A 22,875-nucleotide genomic window follows, 5' to 3' on the forward strand; every position below is an offset into this window, starting at 1 on the left:
ACTGTTGGGTTTAAACACTAAAACCCAATATTGAACTGTTCGCTATTTAAGCGCGTCCCACGTTTTCTGAATGTCGTCCGCCACTTCTTGTGCTAGGTTTGCCACCGCTGTAGTCCACCATACTCGGTCCAGAACGCACCCGCGCCAATCTTACCTGGCATTAAGTCTGAACCATCAAAGCGGAAGGTCGTGGCATCCAGCAAAATTTGCCCCTGCTTCTTCAAGGTATCATTGCCATAAGTCTCAACATTGGCGCCTTTATGAGGCGTTAAGAAACCAGATTGCGCCATCCACACTTCGTGTGCCAATGCTGACTGTAGGTATTCCATGAAGGCACGAGACGCTTTTGAGTCTTTAGTAATACTCCACAACGTACCCGCCCCTAAGACTGGCTTACCTAACTCTTTTGACTCATAAGAAGGGAAATAGAAGAAGTCTGCATCTTCGCCTAACTCTGTTCCTTCAGGGAAAAAGCTTGGGATAAATGAGGCTTGGCGATGCATGTAGCACTTCGCAGGAGACGTAAACAACCCTTTTGGTGAATCACGGAAATCCGTCGCTGCTACCGCACGTGCACCACCATCAACAAACTTGTCATTACGTGTGAACCAGCCATATTCTTCAATTGCCTCTACCACTTTCTTATCGTTAAATTTAAGCTCGTTGGTCGTCCATTTGTCGTAATCCGCTGGAGACTGCGTACGTAACATCATGTCTTCTACCCAGTCTGTCGCTGGCCAGCCAGTCGCGCCACCAGAACCCACGCCAACACACCATGGTGTTTCACCATCATCTACGATTTGTTGAGTTAACGCTTTCAGCTCTTCCATTGTCTCTGGAACGTCATAGCCAGCATCTTCGAAGTTCTCTGGCACATACCAAACCAGCGATTTCAAATCCACTTTGTAGAAGAAGCCAAACAATTGTTCATTGCCCTTTTCGTCTGGGAAAGTACCCAAATCTACCCAAGAAGAACCAGCGGCGTAGTTTTCTTCAATCCATTCACTCGTTTTAGGATCGAGTGGGGACAAAAACCCTTTCGACGCCAGATCGGCGGCAAGGCCCGGTTGCGGGAAGATAACAATGTTAGGTGCGCTGCCAGCCTGAACATCAATGGCGATTTGTTGCTCGAATGAGTCGGAGCCTGAATACTTAACATCAGCTCCCGTCGCGGCTTCAAAATACGCAATTACGCTTTCAACCAACTCTTTATCTTCGGTCAACCACGGACCAAAAATGGTGACAGTTTCGCCCTTGAGATCCAGTTTCTTCAGCTCTTCGTAGTTTTGCCACGTAAAGCGGTCATCATCACCCGGGGTAAATTTAAGATCAGCAGCGAATGCGGAAGAAGCAGAAATCGCAACAGCTACTGCAGTAGCAAGTAGGGAGGTTTTCATCGGTCAGACTCCATGTATTAGATACTCTGGTTTAGTAAGTCAGTGCTTTGACTCTTTTTATAATATGTCGCTTGGTTTAAATCGGATTGCTCTGGCGTTTTACTGTATGCCAAAGAAGCTCAGACATCACCGTTTATATCCACGGTTAATTGGCTAAACCTATAAATCACACATTAAAACCTTATTGATACTTCAACCAGTTCTTATCTGAGTGTTGTGCCTGAGATCATGTTTTACAAACTGCCATCCACCATAGGGTGATGGAGTTCATAATAATAGCCAGCGCCATGAAATTTCATCCGCTTTATGTTGCTTGAACCCCTTAGACTGTTTGATAAAACTTAGATAACCTAGCCATTATTCCAGTGAATTAGATATTAGAATATACCTCTTCTCAACCAAGAATTATCCGTTAGATGTATAGACGTCATTCGATGTCACTCTCTTTTGAAGGAGCATAACAATGAGTATGGAACCAAGATGGTGGCACGACGCTGTCGTTTATCAAATCTATCCACGCAGCTTTAATGATTCAAACGGTGATGGTATTGGCGATATTCCCGGCATTATTGAAAAGCTAGATTATATTCAGTCCCTCGGTAGTAACGTTATTTGGCTTAGTCCTGTCTACCAATCGCCAATGGAAGATAACGGCTACGATATTTCAAGTTACCGTGACATTGCCCCTGAATTTGGAACCATGGCGGATATGGAAAAGCTATTATTCGAAGCTGACAAGCGGCAAATTAAGATCGTGATGGATCTTGTGGTCAACCACACCTCTGATCAACACCCATGGTTCCAAGAGTCTAAAAGCAGTAAAGACAATCCCAAACGAGATTGGTATATATGGAAAGATCCTAAATCAGATGGTACGCCTCCTAACAATTGGGAGTCTTTTTTTGAGCCACAAGCGTGGACCTTAGATGAAGCAACAGGTCAGTACTACTTACATCTGTTTAGCCACCAACAACCCGACTTAAATTGGGCAAACCCAGACGTTCGTCACGCGGTTTATGACATGATGCATTTCTGGCTTAAAAAAGGCTTAGGCGGTTTTAGAATGGACGTCATTAACATGATCGGTAAGCCGTCAGACTTCCCAGATGCGACCATTTTTGATGCTGGCGTCGCGGGCTGGGAGCATTGGTCAAACAACCTACTTGCGCACCAATACCTGCGCGAAATGCATGATCACGTGCTGCAGCACTATGATGTGCTCACCGTTGGTGAAACACCCTTTACCACTACTTTAGATGGACGTTACTACTCACACCCTGATCGCAACGAAATTAGTATGATCTTCCAGTTTGAGCACGTGAGTATCGATCGCGAAGAACATAACGCCGTGAAAAAACCGTTTGACCTAGTGCAGTACAAAGAGATCATGTCACGATGGCAGCAAGACCTTTATCAAAAAGGTTGGAACAGTGTTTACTGGAGCAATCACGACCAACCTAGGGCAGTATCTCGTTATGGTTCAGACTGCCCTCAGTATCGCGTTGTCAGTGCTAAAATGCTCGCCACCACGCTTCATTGCATGAGCGGCACACCTTATATTTACCAAGGTGAAGAGCTTGGGATGACAAATAAGCACTTTGAGTCTATTGAAGAATTTAATGATCTCATGGCGAAATTTCATTATGAAAAAATGATGAAGAAAGGTCTGTCGCCAGAAGAAGGGCTAGCGTTTCTTAATGACTTTTCTCGTGATCATGCCCGTGTGCCAATGCACTGGGACAGTAGCAACAATGCTGGATTTACCAACGGACAACCTTGGCTACCATTAAATAGCAATTATACCGAGATCAATGCGCAACAAGCCGTCGACGACAAAACGTCGATCTATCATCACTACCGCCAACTGATTGAATTGCGCAAAGCATCCCCTTATAGAGATGTGATTGTTTATGGACGTTATGAGCTCATCGAACCGGAAGACGCACACGTTTATGCCTATTTGCGCCGTCATGAGCAACGAGCATTGTTAGTTATAAGCAACTTTACCGACCAACTTCAAACTCGTCATTATTCATTCAACATCGAAAAAATGGTGCTAAACAATTACTCTGATGATGAACTCAATTGGACATCACTCAAGGCGGTGACACTAAAACCGTATCAATCGGTTATTATCGAAGTCGCTTGTTAGCGATTAATTGATTATTTAAAACGCAAATATCAAGATCATGAAAAGCCGTTCACGCCGCGGCTTTCTCTTTTCATTCACTTACAACACCGCAAGGCTCTATCGTCGGTCCTCAAACTATTGTCATCCAGCCGACTAGCCACTCCATTAAAGATACCGATACTTCCCCCCCAAAAAATAACCATTTCCGATACGTCCACGTAGCGTCACATGAGCAATTGTAAGTGAAATGTTATTGTTGATGACAAGTCGTTACCAATAATGACCTTTGTCACCCGATAACAAAGAAAATGGAGTTTACATGTCTCAAAGAGAAGTTGTTGTACTGAGCGGTGTACGTACCGCAATCGCAGATTTTGGTGGAGCATTGAAAGATGTGGCTCCCACTGATCTTGCTGGCCAAGTAATCGCAGAAGCCGTAAAAAGAGCCAATATCGCCCCCGAAGACGTGGGACACTGCGTTATCGGCAGCGTCACGCATAGTGATCGACGTGATATGTATATGAGCCGTGTCGCTGCGCTCAAAGGAGGCTTACCAATAGAAACGCCAGCGCTAACCGTAAATCGACTATGCGGATCCGGGCTTCAGTCTATTATCTCTGCTGCACAAATGATTTTGCTTGGCGATTGTGACGCCGCCGTTGCTGGCGGAGCGGAGTCGATGACGCGCGTCCCTTACTGGTCACCTAGCGCACGATTTGGCTCAAAAATGGGGGATACTCAACTGATCGACCCAATGGTCGGCGCCCTCACCTGCCCAATTAACGATACCCACATGGGGATCACCGCTGAAAACTTAGCCGATCAGTACAATATTAGCCGAGAAGAGCAAGATGCTTGCGCATTAGAAAGCCATCGACGGGCGCAACGCGCCATTGAAGAACAGCGCTTTGGCGACCAAATCCTCCCTATTGCTCTAAAAACTCGTCGCGGAACCACACTCTTTGATACAGACGAACACGTCCGCTTTGATGCCGAAGTAGGGAACTTTTCTAAATTGCGCCCCGCCTTTAAAAAAGAAGGAACCGTCACCGCTGGTAACGCATCAGGAATCAACGATGGCGCAGCGGCACTAGTGCTTATGGAAAAAAGTGCAGCAAAAGCTAAGGGGCTAAAGCCCATGGCAACCATGTTAGGCTACGCTATCGCGGCCGTTGACCCAGCGGTGATGGGCATTGGTCCTGTGCTGAAGCTGTTCGACAATTACTCGATAAAACGGGGGTGAGTGTCGATGACATCGACATCTGGGAAGCCAACGAAGCATTCGCCGCGCAAGCCCTTGCAGTGACCAAAGGACTAAACCTAGATCCTGAAAAAGTGAACCCTAATGGCTCAGGGATCAGCTTAGGCCATCCAATTGGAGCTACGGGGTCACTGATTTCCGTTAAAGCCCTTTACGAGCTTCAACGCACCAACGCTCGCTATGCCGTTGTCACCATGTGTATTGGTGGCGGCCAAGGAATTGCTGCACTTTTTGAGCGATATCAAGACTAGCGCCAAGATTATCATTCTACAGATAGACGCTATTCAGCGTCTATCTCATTCCAGTTCATATGTTTACACGTTTACACACCGTCTCTACCTCGCTGTCGGAAGACAATAAAGATAGATCGTTTTGGTACTATTAAGTTAGACGGGGCTTAGGTGAGCAAAACAGCTCTGCCCCAGAGTTTGTTAGTACTGCTCTTCGTTCAATGAATTTCACGATTTTGAACTAATTGTAGGCAAATGACTGGATCTGCCCCCATTACCTGCGATACGCCTCTAGTTTTAGCGTATGTGATGTTAACATACCAAATACGCATGGAATGACCTCTAATATACTGATTAACTACAATATGACCGTAACTTATCGCGCAATAAAACAAGATGAATTTGCCATGATGGCGCAGCTAGAACAGCAATGCTTTGGCGCTCATGCTCTGCCAGATTTCTTTTTTCGTCAGTCTTACGATTGCTGGCCAAAAGGATGCTTTGCTGCGTTTCAAGAGCAAAAGATGCAGGCTTTTTTGATCCTCGCGCAAAGTGAAACGCAAGATATCGGTTGGATTCTATCTGTGGCAGTGTCGCCTGAACTGCAAGGTCAAGGCATTGGGCGCAAGCTACTGACTCGATTACTGGAGCAACAGAATTACGCTCGTGTGCGCTTAACTGTTGACCCTGCAAATCCCGCGGCGCTGCGTCTATATCAATCACTTGGCTTTAGTAAAATTGCTGAAGAAGCAGATTACTTTGGACCTAACCAAACGCGGTGGGTGATGGAATATAGTCTCAACTTATTAATATGAGAGCTTACTAACACGTGACTTGTGACAGTTAAGGCATTCTAAGTGCAGAGAAGAAAAGGATTCTATTAATGTTAAAAAGCACCAAGCTTGATAACGAAGATAAACTGGTTAAAAAGGCACTAGTGAATAGCCACTAACTTGATAAACGCGATCGAATTAGACTCAGTGCTTCATTTACCCAAAGTCAGCTTATCCGAAAGAAGTCGACTTGAGCGTCAACTCAAAAACGTTTTAAAAACTAATCAATTTTTATTGTTTCTGTTAGCATCAAAAAAAGCTTAGCCTTTACAGACTAAGCTTTTATACAGCGATGAAATTTAGCATTCATCTTAATCAACAAGCATGCCTTAATTTTCGAGCGTAGACTAATTAGGAAGCATAACCGTCGCTTCACCCTGTATTGCCACCTGCCCCTCTTCAGTCAACACTTCCGTGAGCAATGTAACAATCGGTTTATCTTCACGGATGTGTTTTACTTCCACGCGTGCTGTCACCGTTTCTCCAACACGAATTGGGCAAGTAAACTTCAACGTTTGTCCCAGATAAATCGCGCCAGGGCCCGGTAGTTTTGATGCTAATAATCCCGAGACTAAGCTCGATGCCAACATGCCGTGTACAATCGGCACCTCAAACGGCGTCATAGCAGCAAAGGTTTCATCTAAGTGAACGGGGTTGTAATCTTCCGCCAGTGAAGCAAACGCTTCGACAGCGGCTTTATCAAGCGTCTTAGTAAGACTTGTATGTTGACCAACCTCAAGCGACATCTTTCTTTTCCTCATCGTTGGCTAGGACTTCTTCAATACGTTGTTTCACGTAAGTGCCAGGAGCATCAAGATCACCCGTCAGCGTTCTTGGGTCTAACTTTTCAGAGAAATTACGCGTATCCAACCACTCTTGCCAGTGCGGCCACCATGAACCCGTTTGCTTGTCTGCGGCTTCTAACCAAGTATCGGCGTCAGTTTTCACGTTCGGGTTGGTCCAGTAGCCGTATTTAGTTGAGTTAGCATGATTCATAGGACCTAAGCAATATGTCCGCTTTCTGCTAACACAAATGTGCTCTGTCCGCCTAACAGTTCAGTCCCTTTATACGTTCCTTTCCAAAGGGCAATGTGATCCTCTATGGCAGATAAGAAGTAGATTGGGGATTTCACTTTAGACAAATCAATACCCACACCATCAATCTCTATGGCATTAGGTTGGCTCAGTTTATTCTCCAAATAGAACTGACGGAGCATTTGGTTGTGACAAGCCGCAGGAACGTTGGTGTTATCACAGTTCCAATGCAGTAAGTCAAAAGCAATCGACTTCTCACCTTTTAGATAATTCGTCACGTAATAATTCCAGTACAAACTGTTTTCACGTAACAAACTAAATGACACCGCCATCTGGCGACCATCCATATACCCTTTAACGGAATTTTGCGCTTCAATTGCCGAGATCATCGCATCGTTAATGAAGATACCTAGCTCTCCAGGCTGCTTGAAGTCCAAGATAGTGGTGAGTAGCGTTGCGGACTTTATCCGTTGTTTACGCTTTTTCCCTGCCATGTAGGCCATCGTGGCGGTCAATAAGGTGCCACCGATACAGTAACCCAAACCATTAACTTCACGCTCTCCGGTTGCGGCCTCGATTGCATCCAGCGCTGGGATCAGGCCGTCAGTGACGTAAGTACCGAAATCAGTTTCACTGTATGTTGCATCTGGATTAATCCACGACACCATAAAGACGGTGTGTCCTTGATCGACCAACCACTTCACAAATGAACGCTTTTGACTCAGGTCCATAATGTAGTACTTGTTTACAAACGGCGGCACAATCATCATTGGGCGCTTGTAAACATTTTCTGTTGTCGGCTGATATTGAATCAACTCAAACATATGATTCTTAAAGACGACCTTACCCGGTGTCGCAGCAATATTCTCGCCAAGCGTAAAGGCTTCAGCGTCTGTCATACGAATATTTAGCATGTCTACACTACGAGTCATGTCTTCTTGCAGTTGCTCTAGCCCCTTAATCAAATTAGACCCATTGGACTCCAATGTGAGCTTCATAATTTCTGGGTTAGTGGTTACAAAGTTGCTTGGTGACATCGCATTAAGAAACTGACGAGAGAAAAATTCCAAGCGTTCCTTTGCATCAGGGTCGAGATCTTGCGCTTCATCAATGGTTTGTTGTACAGACTGGCAAACGAGTTTGTAGCTTTCTTTGATATAATGATAAAGCGGATTAGATGCCCAGCTTTCATCTTTAAAGCGGGGATCTTTTTCAGGTGCGTTAGGATCGCCAACGCCTAAAATACAGTCATTGAAGAGATTGATTTGTTGATTCCACCAATTCATCTGCTGCTCTAGCACCGTTGTTGGATTTTTAGTGACGGATTGCGCTAATGCACTCCAATCTTCAACCTGTGACTTAAAAATCGTCGATTGAGTTGGTTGTTGGAAGTTGCCGAGCCAGCTCTCACTTGCTTGAAAGTAACTGTTTATAATGTCTTGAAAGGGTGCGTTGTTATTCATCATCTCATCCCTGTACTGTGAATGAAGTGGCGGCCCTGCTCTACGACAAAAGAGTTATAAAATAGCGGAGCTCTACTGCACAATCGCTCAACCTAAATAGCTCGAAGCATAGACCGCCTAAGCATTACTTGCTTTTTGCAGCGTTGATAGACGTTGCTGAAATCTCATCGACTGCAGCTTTGAATTCATTGCCAATTTCGCTAAGTTTTTGACCATCTTCAAGTAGACGCTGGCTAACTTTGCTAATGATTTCTAGTTGCTTGCTGCCGTGATTAGCAAGATCTTGTGGCTGCTTAATTGCCACTAGGCTTTGTAGGTTTTCATTTGACAATTCACTGTATGCCGTTAGCGTTTCCAGTTGCATTTTCGACAATGTTTCCATGTTTTTTGCAACGAGCGAACCAAAGTTAGCAAATGGGTTAATAACAGTTTGTAGCTGTGCGTTTACTGCTTCGAATGCGGCTTGGTTAGACATAATATGTTCCCTTTTAAATGTGGCCAGCGGCGTACCGCGCTAAGCTCTGATTGACTTTACTTATGTTCATTGATCTTCATCAATAAATATTCAAACAAGCGTTTGAATATGTTCATTCTGTACAAACCATCACATGTTGTCACCCAAAATAATCGTGAAAAAATGACAGGAAAACACGATGTTTATAGTTACTTCGTTTGAATAAAAATAGGAAAAAGAATAGAAAATCTTAGTTAACAAAGAACTTACAACCAAATCAATGCGTCATCCCGTTTGAATTTCAACATATGCAACCGATATAAAGTTATAAAAAATAAAACATGCATCACAGTTTCACATCCTGCTCTCATTTTGTTTCATGCGCACAAGCCATGAATTTACAATCTAATATTCGAAAGTTAAATAAAACACACTGCGTGATATTTAAATATCAAATACTAAGGCAGCAATTTATCCACCCAGTAAATACCCAGTATTTACTAGCAGCACAACCCATTCCCCCTGGATATTATGTATTAAACAACAATAACCTAGCGTTATTCAAACAAGAAATTAAAACTTAACCTGCTGATTTAAAACAAAATAAATACAAATTAGAATTTAAAGAACGGTAGTGGAAAATATTTTTACTACGAAAAACACTTATGTTTCATATAGTTAATAGTTAAACAAATTACATACACATTGTTAAATTTAAAAATTTGATGTTAATCACTTGTTGAGTTAATTTTTAACCCGTAGTATTAAAACATATGTTTAATACGAGTGTTTAAATCACATGGAATATAAAACAGAAACAAGAGACAAAATATTAGACGTCGCAGAGACTTTATTTACTAAACATGGTTACAAAGGCACATCCTTACGTACCCTAACCAGTAAAGCAAAGGTTAATGTTGCTTCTGTTAATTATCACTTCGGAGATAAGAAAAGTTTAATTCGTCAGTTGTTGAATCGTTATTTAAGCGAACTAATGCCCGCCATTCACGATTCGCTTGAGCGTTTAAATCAGCAGGCACACTTCACATTGGAAGACGTATTCAAAGCGGTCAAAGGGCCATTATGTTCATTGAATAGCATCAAGCCGAATGGGATGAGTCGCTTCCTGCTGCTACTAAGTAAAGGGTATTCCGATATCCAAGGTCATTTACGCTGGTTCATTCTGACACGATACAAAAAGACATTAGATTTGTTTGTTACATCCGTCCGCGCAAGCTGCGGAGAAATCGATGACGCAGAGCTATTCTGGCGACTTCATTTCTCGCTCGGTACTTTTATTTTTGCTATCGGCTCTAGCAAAGCGCTCACGGAAATCGCATCCAGCACATTTAATCAACATAATGCTGATGCGGAAGCGATTATCGATAGGCTAATCCCCTATTTAGCGGCAGGTATTGTCGCCGAACCGAATGCAACGCTCTCGACCCCTACGCCATCAATATAAATAGAACTTTTACACCGATCACGAGTGACAAAGCTACCGCTCTAATCATTAAACAATGACTCAATTGAACAAAAGGAACAGTACTTATGAGTTTTATCAGCCAAAAATTAATCAGTGAACCTAAGCATTTAGCTTGTTTAAAAAAGTACTTCCTCCGCTGTCTGCGACAGAGCGAGAGGCAATGGAAGCCAGTAGTGTATGGTGGGACGGTGAGCTATTCTCTGGCAACCCTAACTTCAACACACTTCATCAATACCCTACACCGACGTTAACGGAAGAAGAGCAATCTTTTATCGATAATGAACTAGAAACGCTGCTTGCGATGCTTGACGATCATAAAATGGTCAAAGAAGATCGCGACCTTCCAGAGGCAGTCTGGGCCTACCTTCGTAAAGAGCGCTTCTTTTCTTTGATTATTTCCAAAGAATACGGAGGCCGTCATTTCTCTGCACTTGCCAACTCGACCATCGTTGCCAAGATCGCCTCACGTAGCATGAACGCCGCCATCACCGTAATGGTACCTAACTCACTCGGACCCGGTGAACTGCTTTCACACTATGGAACACAAGAACAAAAAGATTATTGGTTGCCACGCCTTGCTGATGGAACCGATACGCCATGTTTTGCTCTAACTGGCCCAGAAGCGGGCTCAGACGCTGGCGGGATACCAGATACCGGTAAGGTTTGCTATGGCATGCACGAAGGCAAAGAAGTGCTGGGTATTCGCTTAAGCTGGAATAAACGCTACATCACCTTAGCACCGATTGCGACGGTGATGGGCCTCGCGTTTAAGCTTGAAGATCCCGACCAACTGCTAGGTGATAAGAAAAATATCGGCATTACGTGCGCCTTAGTACCAAGCGATCACGAGGGCGTCATTATCGGTGAACGCCATGATCCTATGCATCTCGCATTCATGAACGGCACCATTCGCGGCAACGATGTCTTTATCCCTATGGATTGGCTGATTGGTGGTGCCAATTACGCCGGACGTGGTTGGCGTATGCTGGTGGAGTGTTTGTCAGCAGGTCGTGGTATTTCTCTACCCGCGCTGGGGACGGCTGTCGGCCATTTAACCGCGAGAACCACGGGTGCTTATGCTTACGTACGTAAACAATTTGGCATGTCTATTGGTAAATTTGAAGGTGTCGCTGAGGCCATGGGGCGCATTGGAGGCATGACATACTTGCTAGAAGCCAATCGCACACTAACGACTACCTCACTTGATATGGGTGAAACTCCGGGAATCGTCACCGCCATTGCTAAATATCATATGACTGAGATCTCTCGCACTATTCTTAACGACTCAATGGACATTCACGCGGGTCGCGCAATTCAGTGTGGTCCAATGAACTACCTTGCTTCCGCTTACATGTTCATGCCTGTCTCTATTACCGTTGAGGGGGCGAACATTCTAACTCGTAACCTTATGATCTTTGGACAAGGCGCGACCCGCTGTCACCCTTACGTCCTACAAGAGATGGAGGCTGCTGCGAATCCAAATCATGCAGAAGGCGCAAAAGCATTCGACAATTTGTTGTTTAAACATATTGGTCATGCCACAAAGAACTCCATTGGTGGCTTGTTTGCTGCGCTAACGGGTTCAGCCTTTACTTCATCACCGATTTCAGGCGAAACCGCACGTCATTACAAGAGTCTGAAACGTCTGAGTAAAGCACTTGCAGTGAGTGCCGATTTCGCCATGCTCACACTTGGCGGCGAACTTAAGCGCAAAGAATTAATTTCTGCTCGGCTAGGTGATGGACTGGCGTATCTCTACATGGCGTCAGCTGTATTGAAAAAGTTTCATGATGAAGGCCAGCCTGCTGCCGATCTTGATTACGTGCATTACGCCGCCGAGCATTGCTTTTACCACGCGGCAAAGTCTCTCAATGAGGCGTATCGCAACTTCCCAAGTGGCTTTGCTGGGAAAACACTTAAGGCGCTGCTTTTCCCACTAGGCAACCACTTTAAGCAACCGGATGATAGCCTAAGCCTCAGAATTGCCGAAAAACTCATGGTGCCGAGTGAAGACCGCGACCGCCTAACACACCTGTGTTACATCGGAGACCATGACGACGACAATGTCGGCATCATGGAGCGTGCATTCGTCGCCATGTATGACATTCGAGATCTAGAGAAGAAGCTCTTTAAAGGGGTTAAGGCAGGCAAAGTGGCGAAGAAAGGTATTCTTGCAGACCGCCTACAACAAGCCCTAAAAGCGGATGTTTTAACGCAAGCTGAAGTGGATAAGATTGTTGCAGCTGATGCGCTTCGTTATCGTGCAATTCAAGTGGATCATTTTAGCCACGATATGAAAGAGACGTTAACCAACCAACCTGACACGCCAAACCTTACACATGTCGCATAAATAATGTGGTCACGCTCAAGTTAGCTTGAGTAATTACCCCCCTATCCCCAGTGCAGACTCATCGTCTCTCTGGGGATTTTTATGGCACGTTCAAACAAAACCGAGACGACATCCTGGCATTGCTTGCCGAAACCCTTGCACCATTTAGACAAAAAACAACCGCTATCATTTCGGTGACCAATACATGCCTTTATAAAAAACTCGCGCTATTGTGCCGAAACTTTGGCCTATTTCTTTCATTAAAACACAAAAAATATAGAGGTAAGACCAGCTAACGATCTTGAGTCGCGCCAATACCTGATCTTTCCTTGACCACCGTCAGCTCAAGCTTGTGGCGTATTTTTTACTTTTCACTACTCATTTTGTGCTTACACTTAATACGTCGCTTACAAATACGCGGGGATGATTATTTCAATAATCATCATCTGTAATAAAAATAAAAAGTAACACCAAGTGAGTAAATTCAAACAAAAATTATCACTTTAATAAATAGTTCTCTATTTCATACATAGAGACTCAGCCGCTCAATAACAAAAGGAAGCTCCATGAATATTAAAGATTCCGTTGTCGTCATCACAGGTGGCGCCCAAGGCCTCGGTTTTGCCACTGCTAACATGCTCTCCAAAGCAGGTGCTCACATTGCCATCATTGATAGCAATGAAGAACAACTGGTCTCTGCTGCTGCAGACCTGCAAGCGAATGGGACACAAATAGGCACCTACTGCGCGAACATTACCGACGAGACAGCAACAATTAATGTGTTTGAGCAAATAGTAAAAGACTTTAGTAAAGTGAATGTCTTAATCAACAATGCTGGCATCTTAAGAGATGGCTTAATGGTAAAAGCGAAAGATGGCGAGATACTGGATGAAATGTCCTTAGATCAATTTAATGCCGTCATTAACGTCAACCTTAGCGGGACGTTTTTATGTGGTCGAGAAGCCGCAAAAGCTATGATTCGCTCTAACCAACCTGGTGTTATCATCAATATTTCTTCAGTGGCTCGCGACGGGAATATGGGACAAAGTAACTATAGCGCAGCAAAAGCGGGCGTAGCATCTTTAGCGATGGTTTGGGCTAAAGAACTGTCCCGTTACAACATTCGCGCCGCGGCTATCGCGCCTGGCGCTTGTTACAGCGCTATGACTGCGTCTATGAAGCCAGAAGCGCTCAGCAGACTTGAACAAATGGCTCCCGTTAAACGCCTTGGGCAAGATGTCGAAATAGCGAAATCCGCACAATTCATCATCGAGAATGATTTCTATAACGGTAAGGTTTTGGCTGTCGATGGGGGGCTTGTACTGTAATACTTTTAGTAAACAAGCAGAGCCTCATCTGACTTCACAAGGCAAGGTGATCGCGTTTGATTCACCTTGCCTTAGACTCCTCTGAACCACGACCCGACACCGCTACACGGGTTTAATGCTCGTTCAATAGTTAAGCAACCTGCTCACCATTCCATCAAGCACAAATAAAACTAACGCTTTGGATTAGAAATTGTCGTGCTCACACCCCACACAATACGGCCACATCTCAATATGTAACATATCGTGTCTGTTACTCTACAGTCAGTTTTATAAACTAGTTTTCATTAACAGTTAAGGGTTTTATTATGTGGAATAAACTAAATAAGTCCATGATGTTCTGCCAGATGATGTTTGGTCTGTCGTTCTATGGTGTCATGGTTATCCTCACGCGATTTTTCTTAGAAAACTTGGGTTACAGCGAAGCTGACACCATGATGGTAGTTGGGGCATTTTCATCAATTGGCCCTCTCTTTGCTATTGCTTAGGTGGATTTATTGCCGATAAGTTCTTAGGGGCATATCGCTCGCTTAGCATCGCCTATTTCGGGTTTAGTGCTGGTTACGTTCTATTAGTACTTGGCGCGTCTACCATCAACGTTCCAATGAGTTTGGCTGGTATTGCTCTCGCCAGTTATGCACGTGGCTTAATGTCCCCTTCTTATCCAAGCCTTTATAAGCGCACGTTCAAAAGCCAAGAAGATTTTGAGAACGGCTACCCAGTAAACTATTCTGTGAACAATGTTGGTGCACTTCTCGGCCAGTACTTATTCCCTATGTTTGTCCTTGTTATTGGGTTTTACGGTAGCTTCCTATTGTCAGGATTGCTTGCCTTCGCCGCTTTTTGCATGCTTATTCTCTTCCGAAAACAGCTTCAAGGCGTTGGTGCAGACATCGATCAGGCTGCAGTTTCAACTAAAAACTGGATACTTTTTGCCATCACCTCACTTGCCATGATCGGTATGGTATTTTTCATGTTCTCTAACATGGATATTGGTAAAAATATCGTTTATGCCATTGGGCTCGCGGCCATTGGCTACTTCATCTCGTTGATGCTAAAAGCGGAAAAAGCCGACAGTTTGCGTATGGGTACCATTCTTATCGTCACGGCGCTGACTACTGCATTTTTTGTCTATTATGGTCAAATGATGACGTCTATGACCATGGTAACGATCAACACCATGCGTGGCGATTTATTCGGTCTGATCCCAATTGCGCCAGAAGCCTCCATGTCAATGAACCCGCTATGGTGCATCGTCGCAGGCCCAGTGATTGCAGGTACGTTTTCTAGTTTAGAAAAGCGTAACATTCACTTTACCACTGCTACAAAGATAGGGTTTTCCTTTATCTTGACCGCTATCGCCTTTGGTATTCTGGCGTTCGCAGTGAAGAACATTGGCGAGAGTGTCGTCATTCGACCAGAAGTGTTCTTAGTGATTCACTTCTTCCAAGCCTTTGCTGAAGTCATTGTGGGCTCGCTTGTTGTGGCGTTTATCTTATCTGTTGCACCAAAGCACATTGAGAACTTTTCCGTCAGCTTATTTTCAGTTGCGATTGCCTTATCTGGCATTGTTGGCGCAGTATTCTCCACGTCAATTGCAGCGGAGAAAGGACAAGAAATTACTCAAGAGTTTGTACAGCAAGTGTATGGTGGTTACTTTTCATTACTGACTGTATTAGCAGTTGTCATGGTGTTGGTGGCATTTATTGCCTCAATTGCGATTCGCAAAATGTTGGCGGCCGCCGATCAATCAAAACCTCAACAAAACATGGAGCTTAATGACGCTGAAAGCTAACTAATACAGTATTCAACATCATAGACTGCTCAAAAGCCCCCGCGTGAATCACGTAGGGGCTTTATCATTTCAGTTACGCCTCACCTAAATGATGTCAATTAGGCAACGTATTAGGGGGATTGAGTCGCTTACTGCATACGTGCTAGTTTCTAGGTTCTGGTTTCTAGGTTCTACACACTAAATAAACAAACGTTCTGGCCTTTGGGGCTTACTGAATAAATAACCCTGACCGTATTCGCAGCCTTTTTGTTTTAAATATTCAGATTGCTGTGAGCTTTCTACCCCTTCAGCAACGACTGTAAGGCATAGCGCCTGCCCCATTGCTACAATGGCATTTACAATGGCATTACTGTCATTATTGTCTGGCACGTCTTTTACAAATGATTGATCTATTTTAAGTTTGTTAATGGGTAAACCTTTTAAATAAGACAATGACGAATAACCCGTGCCAAAATCATCAAGTGAAATCTCTATCCCCAATGAACTCAACTGCTCCAATGTTGCAATCGCTTTCTCTGGGTTAAACAGTAAAAATGTCTCGGTAATTTCAATATCGAGTCGCTTCGCTGGAAAACCGGTTTCCTCTAATACTGCTTCAAGCACAGGAAAAAAATCTGAATTTTGTAGTTGTAATGCAGACACATTGACAGCGATACGGCCAAAATCCCGACCTTCAGCCAACCAGCGATTGCCCTGAAGGCAAGACTCTCTTAGCACCCAAGCACCAATTTTTTGAATTAAACCTGTTTTCTCGGCAATCGGGATAAAGCTACTCGGCGGGATAAGACCTAAATCAGGATGTTGCCACCGGAGCAGAGCTTCCACGCCAATTAAGCGATTATCCGCAAGTGAGTATTGAGGCTGATAAACCAAGTAGAACTGATTCTTTTCCAACGCCTCATGGAGTGCAGATTGAATCCGAACGTGTAGTACCGAACTTTTCGTCAGATCCGGAGAGTAGAATGCATACCCATTGCGTCCATTCTTTTTCGCAAGGTACATCGCCGTATCGGCATTCTTTAACAAAGTTTCGCTGTCGTGGCCATCTTTAGGATATAAGGCGACTCCGATACTCGCAGAGACTCTTAGTGACTCGTTTTGGTCGAATACAAATGATGAGTTAAACACCCCCATAATACCATCAATCGTATCAAGGAGTTCAGCCTCAGAATTAAAGTCGGATAATACAACGACAAACTCGTCACCACCAAGACGAGCAATATTCGCTCGATGTTCGAGTACTGTATTCAACCTCTGGGCAACCTGCTCTAACAACTGGTCACCGTATAAATGCCCTTTGCTATCATTGATATGCTTAAAGTGGTCTAAGTCTAGAAACAAAGTAGCAAATGACTTGTGATACTTACGCCCTAGGTCAATATGCTGCTCCAATAGACTACTTAGATGAGCACGATTGGGTAAATTGGTCAATGGGTCGTAGAACGCCATTCTTCGCAAGCTCTCTTCATCCGCCTTTTGATCTGAGATATCTTCAAACACACAAATATGATGCATTAACGTATTGTCTTCATCCTTTAGGACACTGATTGTTGTCATTTGAGGATAAATCGAGCCATCTTTTTTGCGGTTGATAAACTCACCCCGCCATTGACCATCCGTCATCAACTTTTCCCATAAACCTTGATAGAACGTGATGTCATGGTGGCCAGATTGAAGAAAACGGGGATTCATGCCAATGACATCCGACAATTCATAGCCCGTAATGCGGACGAAGGCGCTATTGACATCCAAAATGTTGCCGACGTCGTCGGTAATAAACATACCTTCCTGGAAATTATTAAAAATCTCTGATGTCACCGATAGCCAAGTTTCAACAACCTTACGACGAGTGACGTTGCGAGTCATACCCAACACCCCTACCAATGAACCGCTGTTATCTCGGATGGGGGATTTTATTGTCTCCAACCAGATTTTATTTTGCTGTTCATCTAGCACAGGACATTCTTCGATGGTGACTTGTTGATCCGCGTCTATCACGGTTTTATCAGCGGTAATATACTGTTCTGCGCGCTCGGACTCAAATAACTCTTCATCCGTTTTCCCGTGAACTTGAGCGCAACTGTAGTCCCATGCTTTTTCTACACTATGATTGATCATGACATAACGACCATCGGCATTTTTGACCCATGTATGATCGTCTAGTGCATCAATAAATTCCTGTAAGGTGGGGACTCGGCTCGACGCTATCTCGGCATCTATTGAAATGCCTTGCTTCTTCACAGTTACTTCATTGGAACTATTTTTCTGCGCACGAACATACATATCAAAACTGACTTGCCCAGCAACAGACGCCATCAAATGCTGTGGCTTACCATGCTGTGAATTACTATGCTGTGGATCATAGCTATGCGGCAAACAACTATGGTGTGGAGTGGCTGGGGACAGCGCGAGCACCGCTGAAAGCTGATCGTCGCCACCCCATATAGGCGCGAGGTATAGGGTTGTACTAGCTTTGGTTTTAACCAATACGTCAAGGTGAGGAAAGCGAAATTCTCGAAGAGTCGCTAACAACATGTCGTCGTCGACACCATTGTCTGTTGCCGATACGTTACACTCACAAAAACACGACCAGTTCATTGACCTATCTAATATCAATAATCGACCATTAGATTGTGTCGCCAGACAAAGTTGTTCTAAAGAAGATTGCCAACTAATCTTGAGTTCGGGTGATAGCGTCGCACAGTACATGAGTTAATAGACCAAGAGCAGGGCTGCGTATTTGCCCTTTATTCATTTAATGATCGGACTATCCTACTCAATACAACACAAAATGCCAAAGTAACCCGCTCCAATTAGTGAACTAACCGACAGCAATACGGGTTAGTTCTTAGTCAAATAATGGCTCAGCATGCGGTCCACATCGTACCATCATGCCGTTCGTGATCCTCTTTCTTCGTCAGTCGGCTTCAATCAATATTAATTAACATTGATATTTTGATCTCGTTCGTCATACATATCTGGTGTGGTATGCAAACCGCCCGTATAACCCGCCTTTTCAAGCGTCTCTCTTACCTGCCTGACCTGGTCTCGGGTAACCGGTATTTCACGTGCTCCCAAGTGTATTCGCACAAAAGAAATCAACTCAGCTAAAGCTGTATCCGATAAAACATCATTGAAACTCACCATCGGCATAAAGTTACGTTCTTCATCTAGATAGCTTGGCTGCAGTCCCCTCAACGTTACTGCAATAGTGTTGAAAGGGTCACTGTGCATGATGATGCCATTGTTTAATAACGTCGGTGCAATAGGGTCACGCCCTTTACCATCTTCACCATGACAGGCACCACAGGTTTGATTGTAGGTTGCGTAGACTTCATTGGCGTAAGCTGCGTCAGTAAACCCGGTTGGTTCTAGTACAACCGTCTCGTTGTGAATAACGTTATTCGTATCCCCAATTAGTAGATAGTAAGACATGGACTCGATGTCTTCTCGAGTCATTCGGCTCAAACTATTCTTAATAACATCCGCCATACCAGGCAAAGGCCGAACCTTTGTCTGAATGTCCTGTGTGTAAAAAATCTGACAGTGACTTTTCGTCCCAACCATCCATATAGAGCTCGTTAGCACTGATATTAGGAGCATTCCAACCATCAATAAGGTTGCCTTGAAAGATCCTATCCGTGTCCAACGCTTGAGCGATATTTCTCGGTGTATGGCATTCAGAACAGTGCCCGAGCCCTGCGACCCAGTACTTACCTTTCTGCCATTTTTCGAGATCAGAAATGTTACCTTTCAGTTCACTAGGAGGTTGGTAATCAAGTACGGCGGTATCCATAAACACGAGATTCCACCCCAACAAACCAAGACGAATATTGGCAGGAAACATCATTTGATTACGATCATTCTGCCTTGAGACTGCGGCGATAGATTGCATGTATTCCCACAACGCGAGCATGTCTTGATCAGTCATATATTGATAAGACGTGTAAGGCATTGCAGGGTATAGATAGCCATGTAACCCCTTCCCAGCAACTAGGGCGGCTTTGAAGTCTTCATAGTCATACAACCCTATCCCTTCTGACGTATGAGGGGTAATGTTGGTTGAATAGATAGTGCCGAATGGCGTAACAAATGGCAGTCCACCAGCAAAAGGTTCTCCCCCTTCGGCGCTATGGCAAGCCACGCAATCTCCGGCGTAGGCCAAATACTCGCCTTGCTGCACTAACGCAGGATCCAAACTTGCCAATTTCGCATCCTCATCCAATCGAGACTTCGTCATATAGGCGCCAATCGCCAAGATTTCGTCTTGAGAAAGCTGCTGACCGAAGGCCGAGCATTACGTTATTGAGACCATTTCGAATCGTATGTTGAATCTCTTCAATACTACCGCCATGCAACCAGACATGATCAGAAAGGTCTGGCACACCGAGCTGACTATTGGCTACAGAGCCATCGCCATGACAAGAGGCACAATACTGAGTGAATAGCCCCTTTCCCAACGCGACTTTCACGGCTGGCACATCGGTGTGTCGCTGATTTAATGACGCTAAATAGTAGGAAATTTTGGCAATATCATCGGGGTTAATCGCATCTACCCATCCCGGCATCGCGCCATTTCTACCCAGAGTAATAGAGTGAATAATTTCCGCATCACTCCCCCGTAAAGCCATTCATTATCGATTAAATTAGGAAAATGCTTAGCACCTTGGGCATTATTTCGGTGACAAGCCGCGCAATGAGTTTGAAACAGTCCTCGACCCGAACTCACAACGTCAGGATTCATTGCCAAGTTCACTAAGCGTTTATCACTGATGTCCGCTATCTGATTACTCAAGCTCGTGTTCACTTGGCTTAATTTGTCGTCACTTTGCTGCCAGTTGATTAACCCTTGCCAGTTACCCAGTCCAGGGTAGAGAACTAAGTAGCCAAGTGAGAGGCTAAAAGCGATAAAATAAGAGACAAACAGTAGCTTAGGGGGAGGCGCATCGTTTTCATCGATACCGTCAAAGGAGCCAATTGTGTGATGCTCATCTGCATGGTGATTACTGCGCCAATATTTAATCACCACACCTACCATCAGTACAAAGAACACAACAGTTCCTACCACGGCCCATAGATTCCAAAACCATTCAATTCAATTGAATCCATTACAGTGCCTCCTCTGAGGTATCAACACCTAGACTTTGAAGGTATCGAATGAGTGCTTCCCCTTTTGTTTTACCTCGGACCTGTAATCGCGCATCCGCGATGTCTTCAGCTGAGTATGGAACACCAAGATCACGAAGCGTCTCCATTTTTCCAGTGATATCATCACCCGACAGTTTTTGCTCAAACAGCCACGGGTAAGACGGCATGATGGACGTAGGGACAACTTGACGGGGGTTGATAAGGTGGATGGTATGCCATTGGTCTGAATATTTTCTGCCCATATTGGTGAGATCGGGCCCGGTACGCTTCGACCCCCACAAATTGGGAAACTCATAAATGTCATCCGATTCTTTGTTCGCGCGACCATTCCGGGCAATCTCAGGATCAAGCGGACGCACCATTTGCGTGTGGCAGACGTGACAGCCTTCGCTAATATAAATATCTCGCCCAGCGACTTCTATTGCCGTCAACGGCAGTGCCGCGCTTCCGATCGCAATCTCAGGTCCTCTGACAATATTAGGCACAACCCAAACCAGTAAAGAAAAGGAAGCCACGACCACCGTGCTTACAATCAGTATGCCTACAGATTTAGTGAAATCAGCTGTCATCTCAAGCCTCCTTTGCAACAACAGTGGCTACACGAGCGAACCGTTTTGAATAAATTGAATGCCATCAGAAATAAGCCAAGTACAAATAATGCGCCACCGAAGAAACGTAAAAACAGCCAAGGTGCCTTATAATCCATTGCTTCAACAAAGCTATATAACAGTGACCCGTTATCGCTTTGCGCCAACCACATATACCCTTCACCGATGCCAGCGACCCAAAGGGCGATGGCATAAATCGCCACACCAGCATGGGCCAACCAGAAGTGCCATTTTATTAGCCTATTTGACCACAGCGTTTCTTTACCCCACAGCCTCGGAATGAAGTAGTAAAACACCGCAATGCCCGACATCCCCACCCAACCTAGCGCCCCGGAATGCACGTGACCAATGACCCATTCCGTATTGTGCGCCACCATATTGAACCAACGAATCGCAAGCAGAGGCCCTTCAAACGTCGCAAGACAGTAATAGAGAATGGCTGAAAAGAAGAACAGCATGATGTAGTCTGATTTCAATTTTTTCTTATTTTGCAGTAACGTCATCGCACTATTGAAAGCCCCCCCCATGACGGTAGCCAAAGGATAAGAGACATGACTATGCCGATGTTTTGTACCCAGACCTAAGCACCGAAGAGTAAATAAGATGGTGCGTCCCCGCCCAAGTGTAAAATCCCACCAACCCCCAAAAGTGGATCACCGACAGTCGATAGGAATAAATGGGTCTTTCCGACACTTTAGGTATGAAGTAATAATTCATGCCTATGACACCTGCCGTTAGGAGAAAACCAACCGCATTATGACCCCACCACCACTGTACGATGGCATCTTGAGCGCCAGCAAACACCGAATAGGACTTCATAAACGAGGCTGGCATGGCTAAGTTATTCACCACAAAAATCATCGCAACAACAATGATAAATGCCGCAAAAAACCAGTTGGCCACAAAGATATGCTGCACTTTTCGTTGACCGATGGTACCGAAAAACAGTACGGCATAGAGCACCCAAACCAATACAATGAGTAAATCAATCGGCCATTCAAGTTCAGCGTACTCTTTTGATGTGGTATAGCCCATTGGCAGTGTTAACACCGCCAGTAGTAATACTAATTGCCACCCCCAAAAAACCATCCAAGCTAGGCTTTTGTTATAAAGATTGCATTGACCAGTGCGTTGCGCGATGTAGAGTGATGTCCCCATCAAAATATTCACGACAAACCCATAGATAACGCCCGACGTATGCAAAGGACGCAATCGACCGAACTGTATGTATTGTGAGTCAAAATTCAACACTGGCCAATATAACTGCGCCGCCAAAACCACCCCAATAATCATCCCTAAAATGGCCCATATTAGCGAAGCGACAATGAAGTATTTAACGACGTTAATATTGAATTGCGCGGACGTATCTTCCATGTGACG

General features: G+C 44.6%; 11 protein-coding genes and 5 pseudogenes. 8 read left to right on the top strand and 8 right to left on the bottom strand.

All coding sequences use genetic code 11. The features are described 5' to 3' along the window. Window positions 1-92: 92 nt before the first annotated feature. Window positions 93-1,397, bottom strand: coding sequence for an ABC transporter substrate-binding protein (locus AC0L66_RS17435; protein WP_473570111.1), 1,305 nt, complete (start codon window positions 1,395-1,397; stop codon window positions 93-95). Window positions 1,398-1,866: 469 nt separating this feature from the next. Between AC0L66_RS17435 and AC0L66_RS17440 the strand changes: the two genes are divergently transcribed. The 4 genes from AC0L66_RS17440 (at window position 1,867) to AC0L66_RS17455 (ending at window position 5,834) form a co-directional block, all read left to right on the top strand. After that, a complete protein-coding gene (locus AC0L66_RS17440; protein WP_390902929.1) occupies window positions 1,867-3,549 on the top strand; it encodes a glycoside hydrolase family 13 protein in 1,683 nt (560 codons plus the stop codon). Window positions 3,550-3,847: 298 nt separating this feature from the next. Next, window positions 3,848-4,771, top strand: coding sequence for an acetyl-CoA C-acyltransferase (locus tag AC0L66_RS17445; protein ID WP_473570112.1), 924 nt, complete (start codon window positions 3,848-3,850; stop codon window positions 4,769-4,771). After that, entirely contained in the window at window positions 4,768-5,040 is a 273-nt protein-coding gene (locus AC0L66_RS17450) for a hypothetical protein (protein WP_473570114.1), read from the top strand. The genes AC0L66_RS17445 and AC0L66_RS17450 overlap by 4 nt, the downstream gene beginning before the upstream one ends. A gap of 314 nt (window positions 5,041-5,354) precedes the next feature. Continuing rightward, window positions 5,355-5,834, top strand: coding sequence for a GNAT family N-acetyltransferase (locus tag AC0L66_RS17455; RefSeq protein WP_473570115.1), 480 nt, complete (start codon window positions 5,355-5,357; stop codon window positions 5,832-5,834). Window positions 5,835-6,199: 365 nt separating this feature from the next. On the opposite strand, the gene AC0L66_RS17460 is transcribed toward AC0L66_RS17455, so the two are convergent. The 3 genes and pseudogenes from AC0L66_RS17460 to AC0L66_RS17470 all read right to left on the bottom strand — a co-directional run bounded on the left by AC0L66_RS17460 (window position 6,200) and on the right by AC0L66_RS17470 (window position 8,825). Then, window positions 6,200-6,598 carry a MaoC family dehydratase gene (locus AC0L66_RS17460; protein ID WP_473570117.1) on the bottom strand — a complete coding sequence of 133 codons (399 nt, stop codon included), beginning with the start codon at window positions 6,596-6,598 and terminating at the stop codon, window positions 6,200-6,202. Next, window positions 6,588-8,350 (bottom strand): annotated as a pseudogene (phaC, locus tag AC0L66_RS17465) (class I poly(R)-hydroxyalkanoic acid synthase). Before phaC ends, AC0L66_RS17460 begins: the two are co-directional and overlap by 11 nt. 124 nt (window positions 8,351-8,474) lie before the next feature. Next, window positions 8,475-8,825, bottom strand: a complete 351-nt coding sequence (locus tag AC0L66_RS17470; RefSeq protein ID WP_265675339.1) for a phasin family protein — start codon at window positions 8,823-8,825, stop codon at window positions 8,475-8,477. Between the two features lie 778 nt (window positions 8,826-9,603). On the opposite strand from AC0L66_RS17470, the gene AC0L66_RS17475 reads away from it, so the two are divergent. From AC0L66_RS17475 to AC0L66_RS17490, 4 genes and pseudogenes are all read left to right on the top strand, one after another. Continuing rightward, entirely contained in the window at window positions 9,604-10,269 is a 666-nt protein-coding gene (locus AC0L66_RS17475) for a TetR/AcrR family transcriptional regulator (RefSeq protein WP_265675340.1), read from the top strand. 86 nt (window positions 10,270-10,355) lie between these two features. Then, a pseudogene (locus AC0L66_RS17480) lies at window positions 10,356-12,640 on the top strand (acyl-CoA dehydrogenase). 545 nt (window positions 12,641-13,185) lie between these two features. Continuing rightward, window positions 13,186-13,947, top strand: a complete 762-nt coding sequence (locus AC0L66_RS17485; protein WP_265675342.1) for an SDR family NAD(P)-dependent oxidoreductase — start codon at window positions 13,186-13,188, stop codon at window positions 13,945-13,947. Window positions 13,948-14,252: 305 nt separating this feature from the next. Continuing rightward, a pseudogene (locus AC0L66_RS17490) lies at window positions 14,253-15,739 on the top strand (peptide MFS transporter). Window positions 15,740-15,916: 177 nt separating this feature from the next. On the opposite strand, the gene AC0L66_RS17495 reads toward AC0L66_RS17490, so the two are convergent. The 4 genes and pseudogenes from AC0L66_RS17495 to AC0L66_RS17510 all read right to left on the bottom strand — a co-directional run bounded on the left by AC0L66_RS17495 (window position 15,917) and on the right by AC0L66_RS17510 (window position 22,869). After that, on the bottom strand, window positions 15,917-18,448 hold the full coding sequence (locus tag AC0L66_RS17495) for a sensor domain-containing protein (protein WP_473570119.1): 2,532 nt from the start codon (window positions 18,446-18,448) through the stop codon (window positions 15,917-15,919). Window positions 18,449-18,676: 228 nt separating this feature from the next. Next, window positions 18,677-20,834, bottom strand: a pseudogene (locus AC0L66_RS17500) (c-type cytochrome). 13 nt (window positions 20,835-20,847) lie between these two features. Further along, window positions 20,848-21,456, bottom strand: a complete 609-nt coding sequence (locus AC0L66_RS17505; protein ID WP_265675345.1) for a cbb3-type cytochrome c oxidase subunit II — start codon at window positions 21,454-21,456, stop codon at window positions 20,848-20,850. Then, window positions 21,453-22,869 (bottom strand): annotated as a pseudogene (locus AC0L66_RS17510) (cbb3-type cytochrome c oxidase subunit I). The gene AC0L66_RS17505 and the pseudogene AC0L66_RS17510 overlap by 4 nt, the downstream one beginning before the upstream one ends. Between the last annotated feature and the right edge of the window lie 6 nt (window positions 22,870-22,875).

Source organism: Vibrio sp. GJ43-1 (genome assembly GCF_055808835.1).

Bases quoted from the DNA above. Each gene is read 5' to 3' on its own strand.
- AC0L66_RS17435 (WP_473570111.1), bottom strand. From the start codon at position 1,397: ATGAAAACCTCCCTACTTGCTACTGCAGTAGCTGTTGCGATTTCTGCT.
- AC0L66_RS17440 (WP_390902929.1), top strand. From the start codon at position 1,867: ATGGAACCAAGATGGTGGCACGACGCTGTCGTTTATCAAATCTATCCA.
- AC0L66_RS17445 (WP_473570112.1), top strand. From the start codon at position 3,848: ATGTCTCAAAGAGAAGTTGTTGTACTGAGCGGTGTACGTACCGCAATC.
- AC0L66_RS17455 (WP_473570115.1), top strand. From the start codon at position 5,355: ATGACCTCTAATATACTGATTAACTACAATATGACCGTAACTTATCGC.
- AC0L66_RS17460 (WP_473570117.1), bottom strand. From the start codon at position 6,598: ATGTCGCTTGAGGTTGGTCAACATACAAGTCTTACTAAGACGCTTGAT.
- AC0L66_RS17470 (WP_265675339.1), bottom strand. From the start codon at position 8,825: ATGTCTAACCAAGCCGCATTCGAAGCAGTAAACGCACAGCTACAAACT.
- AC0L66_RS17475 (WP_265675340.1), top strand. From the start codon at position 9,604: ATGGAATATAAAACAGAAACAAGAGACAAAATATTAGACGTCGCAGAG.
- AC0L66_RS17485 (WP_265675342.1), top strand. From the start codon at position 13,186: ATGAATATTAAAGATTCCGTTGTCGTCATCACAGGTGGCGCCCAAGGC.
- AC0L66_RS17495 (WP_473570119.1), bottom strand. From the start codon at position 18,448: ATGTACTGTGCGACGCTATCACCCGAACTCAAGATTAGTTGGCAATCT.
- AC0L66_RS17505 (WP_265675345.1), bottom strand. From the start codon at position 21,456: ATGACAGCTGATTTCACTAAATCTGTAGGCATACTGATTGTAAGCACG.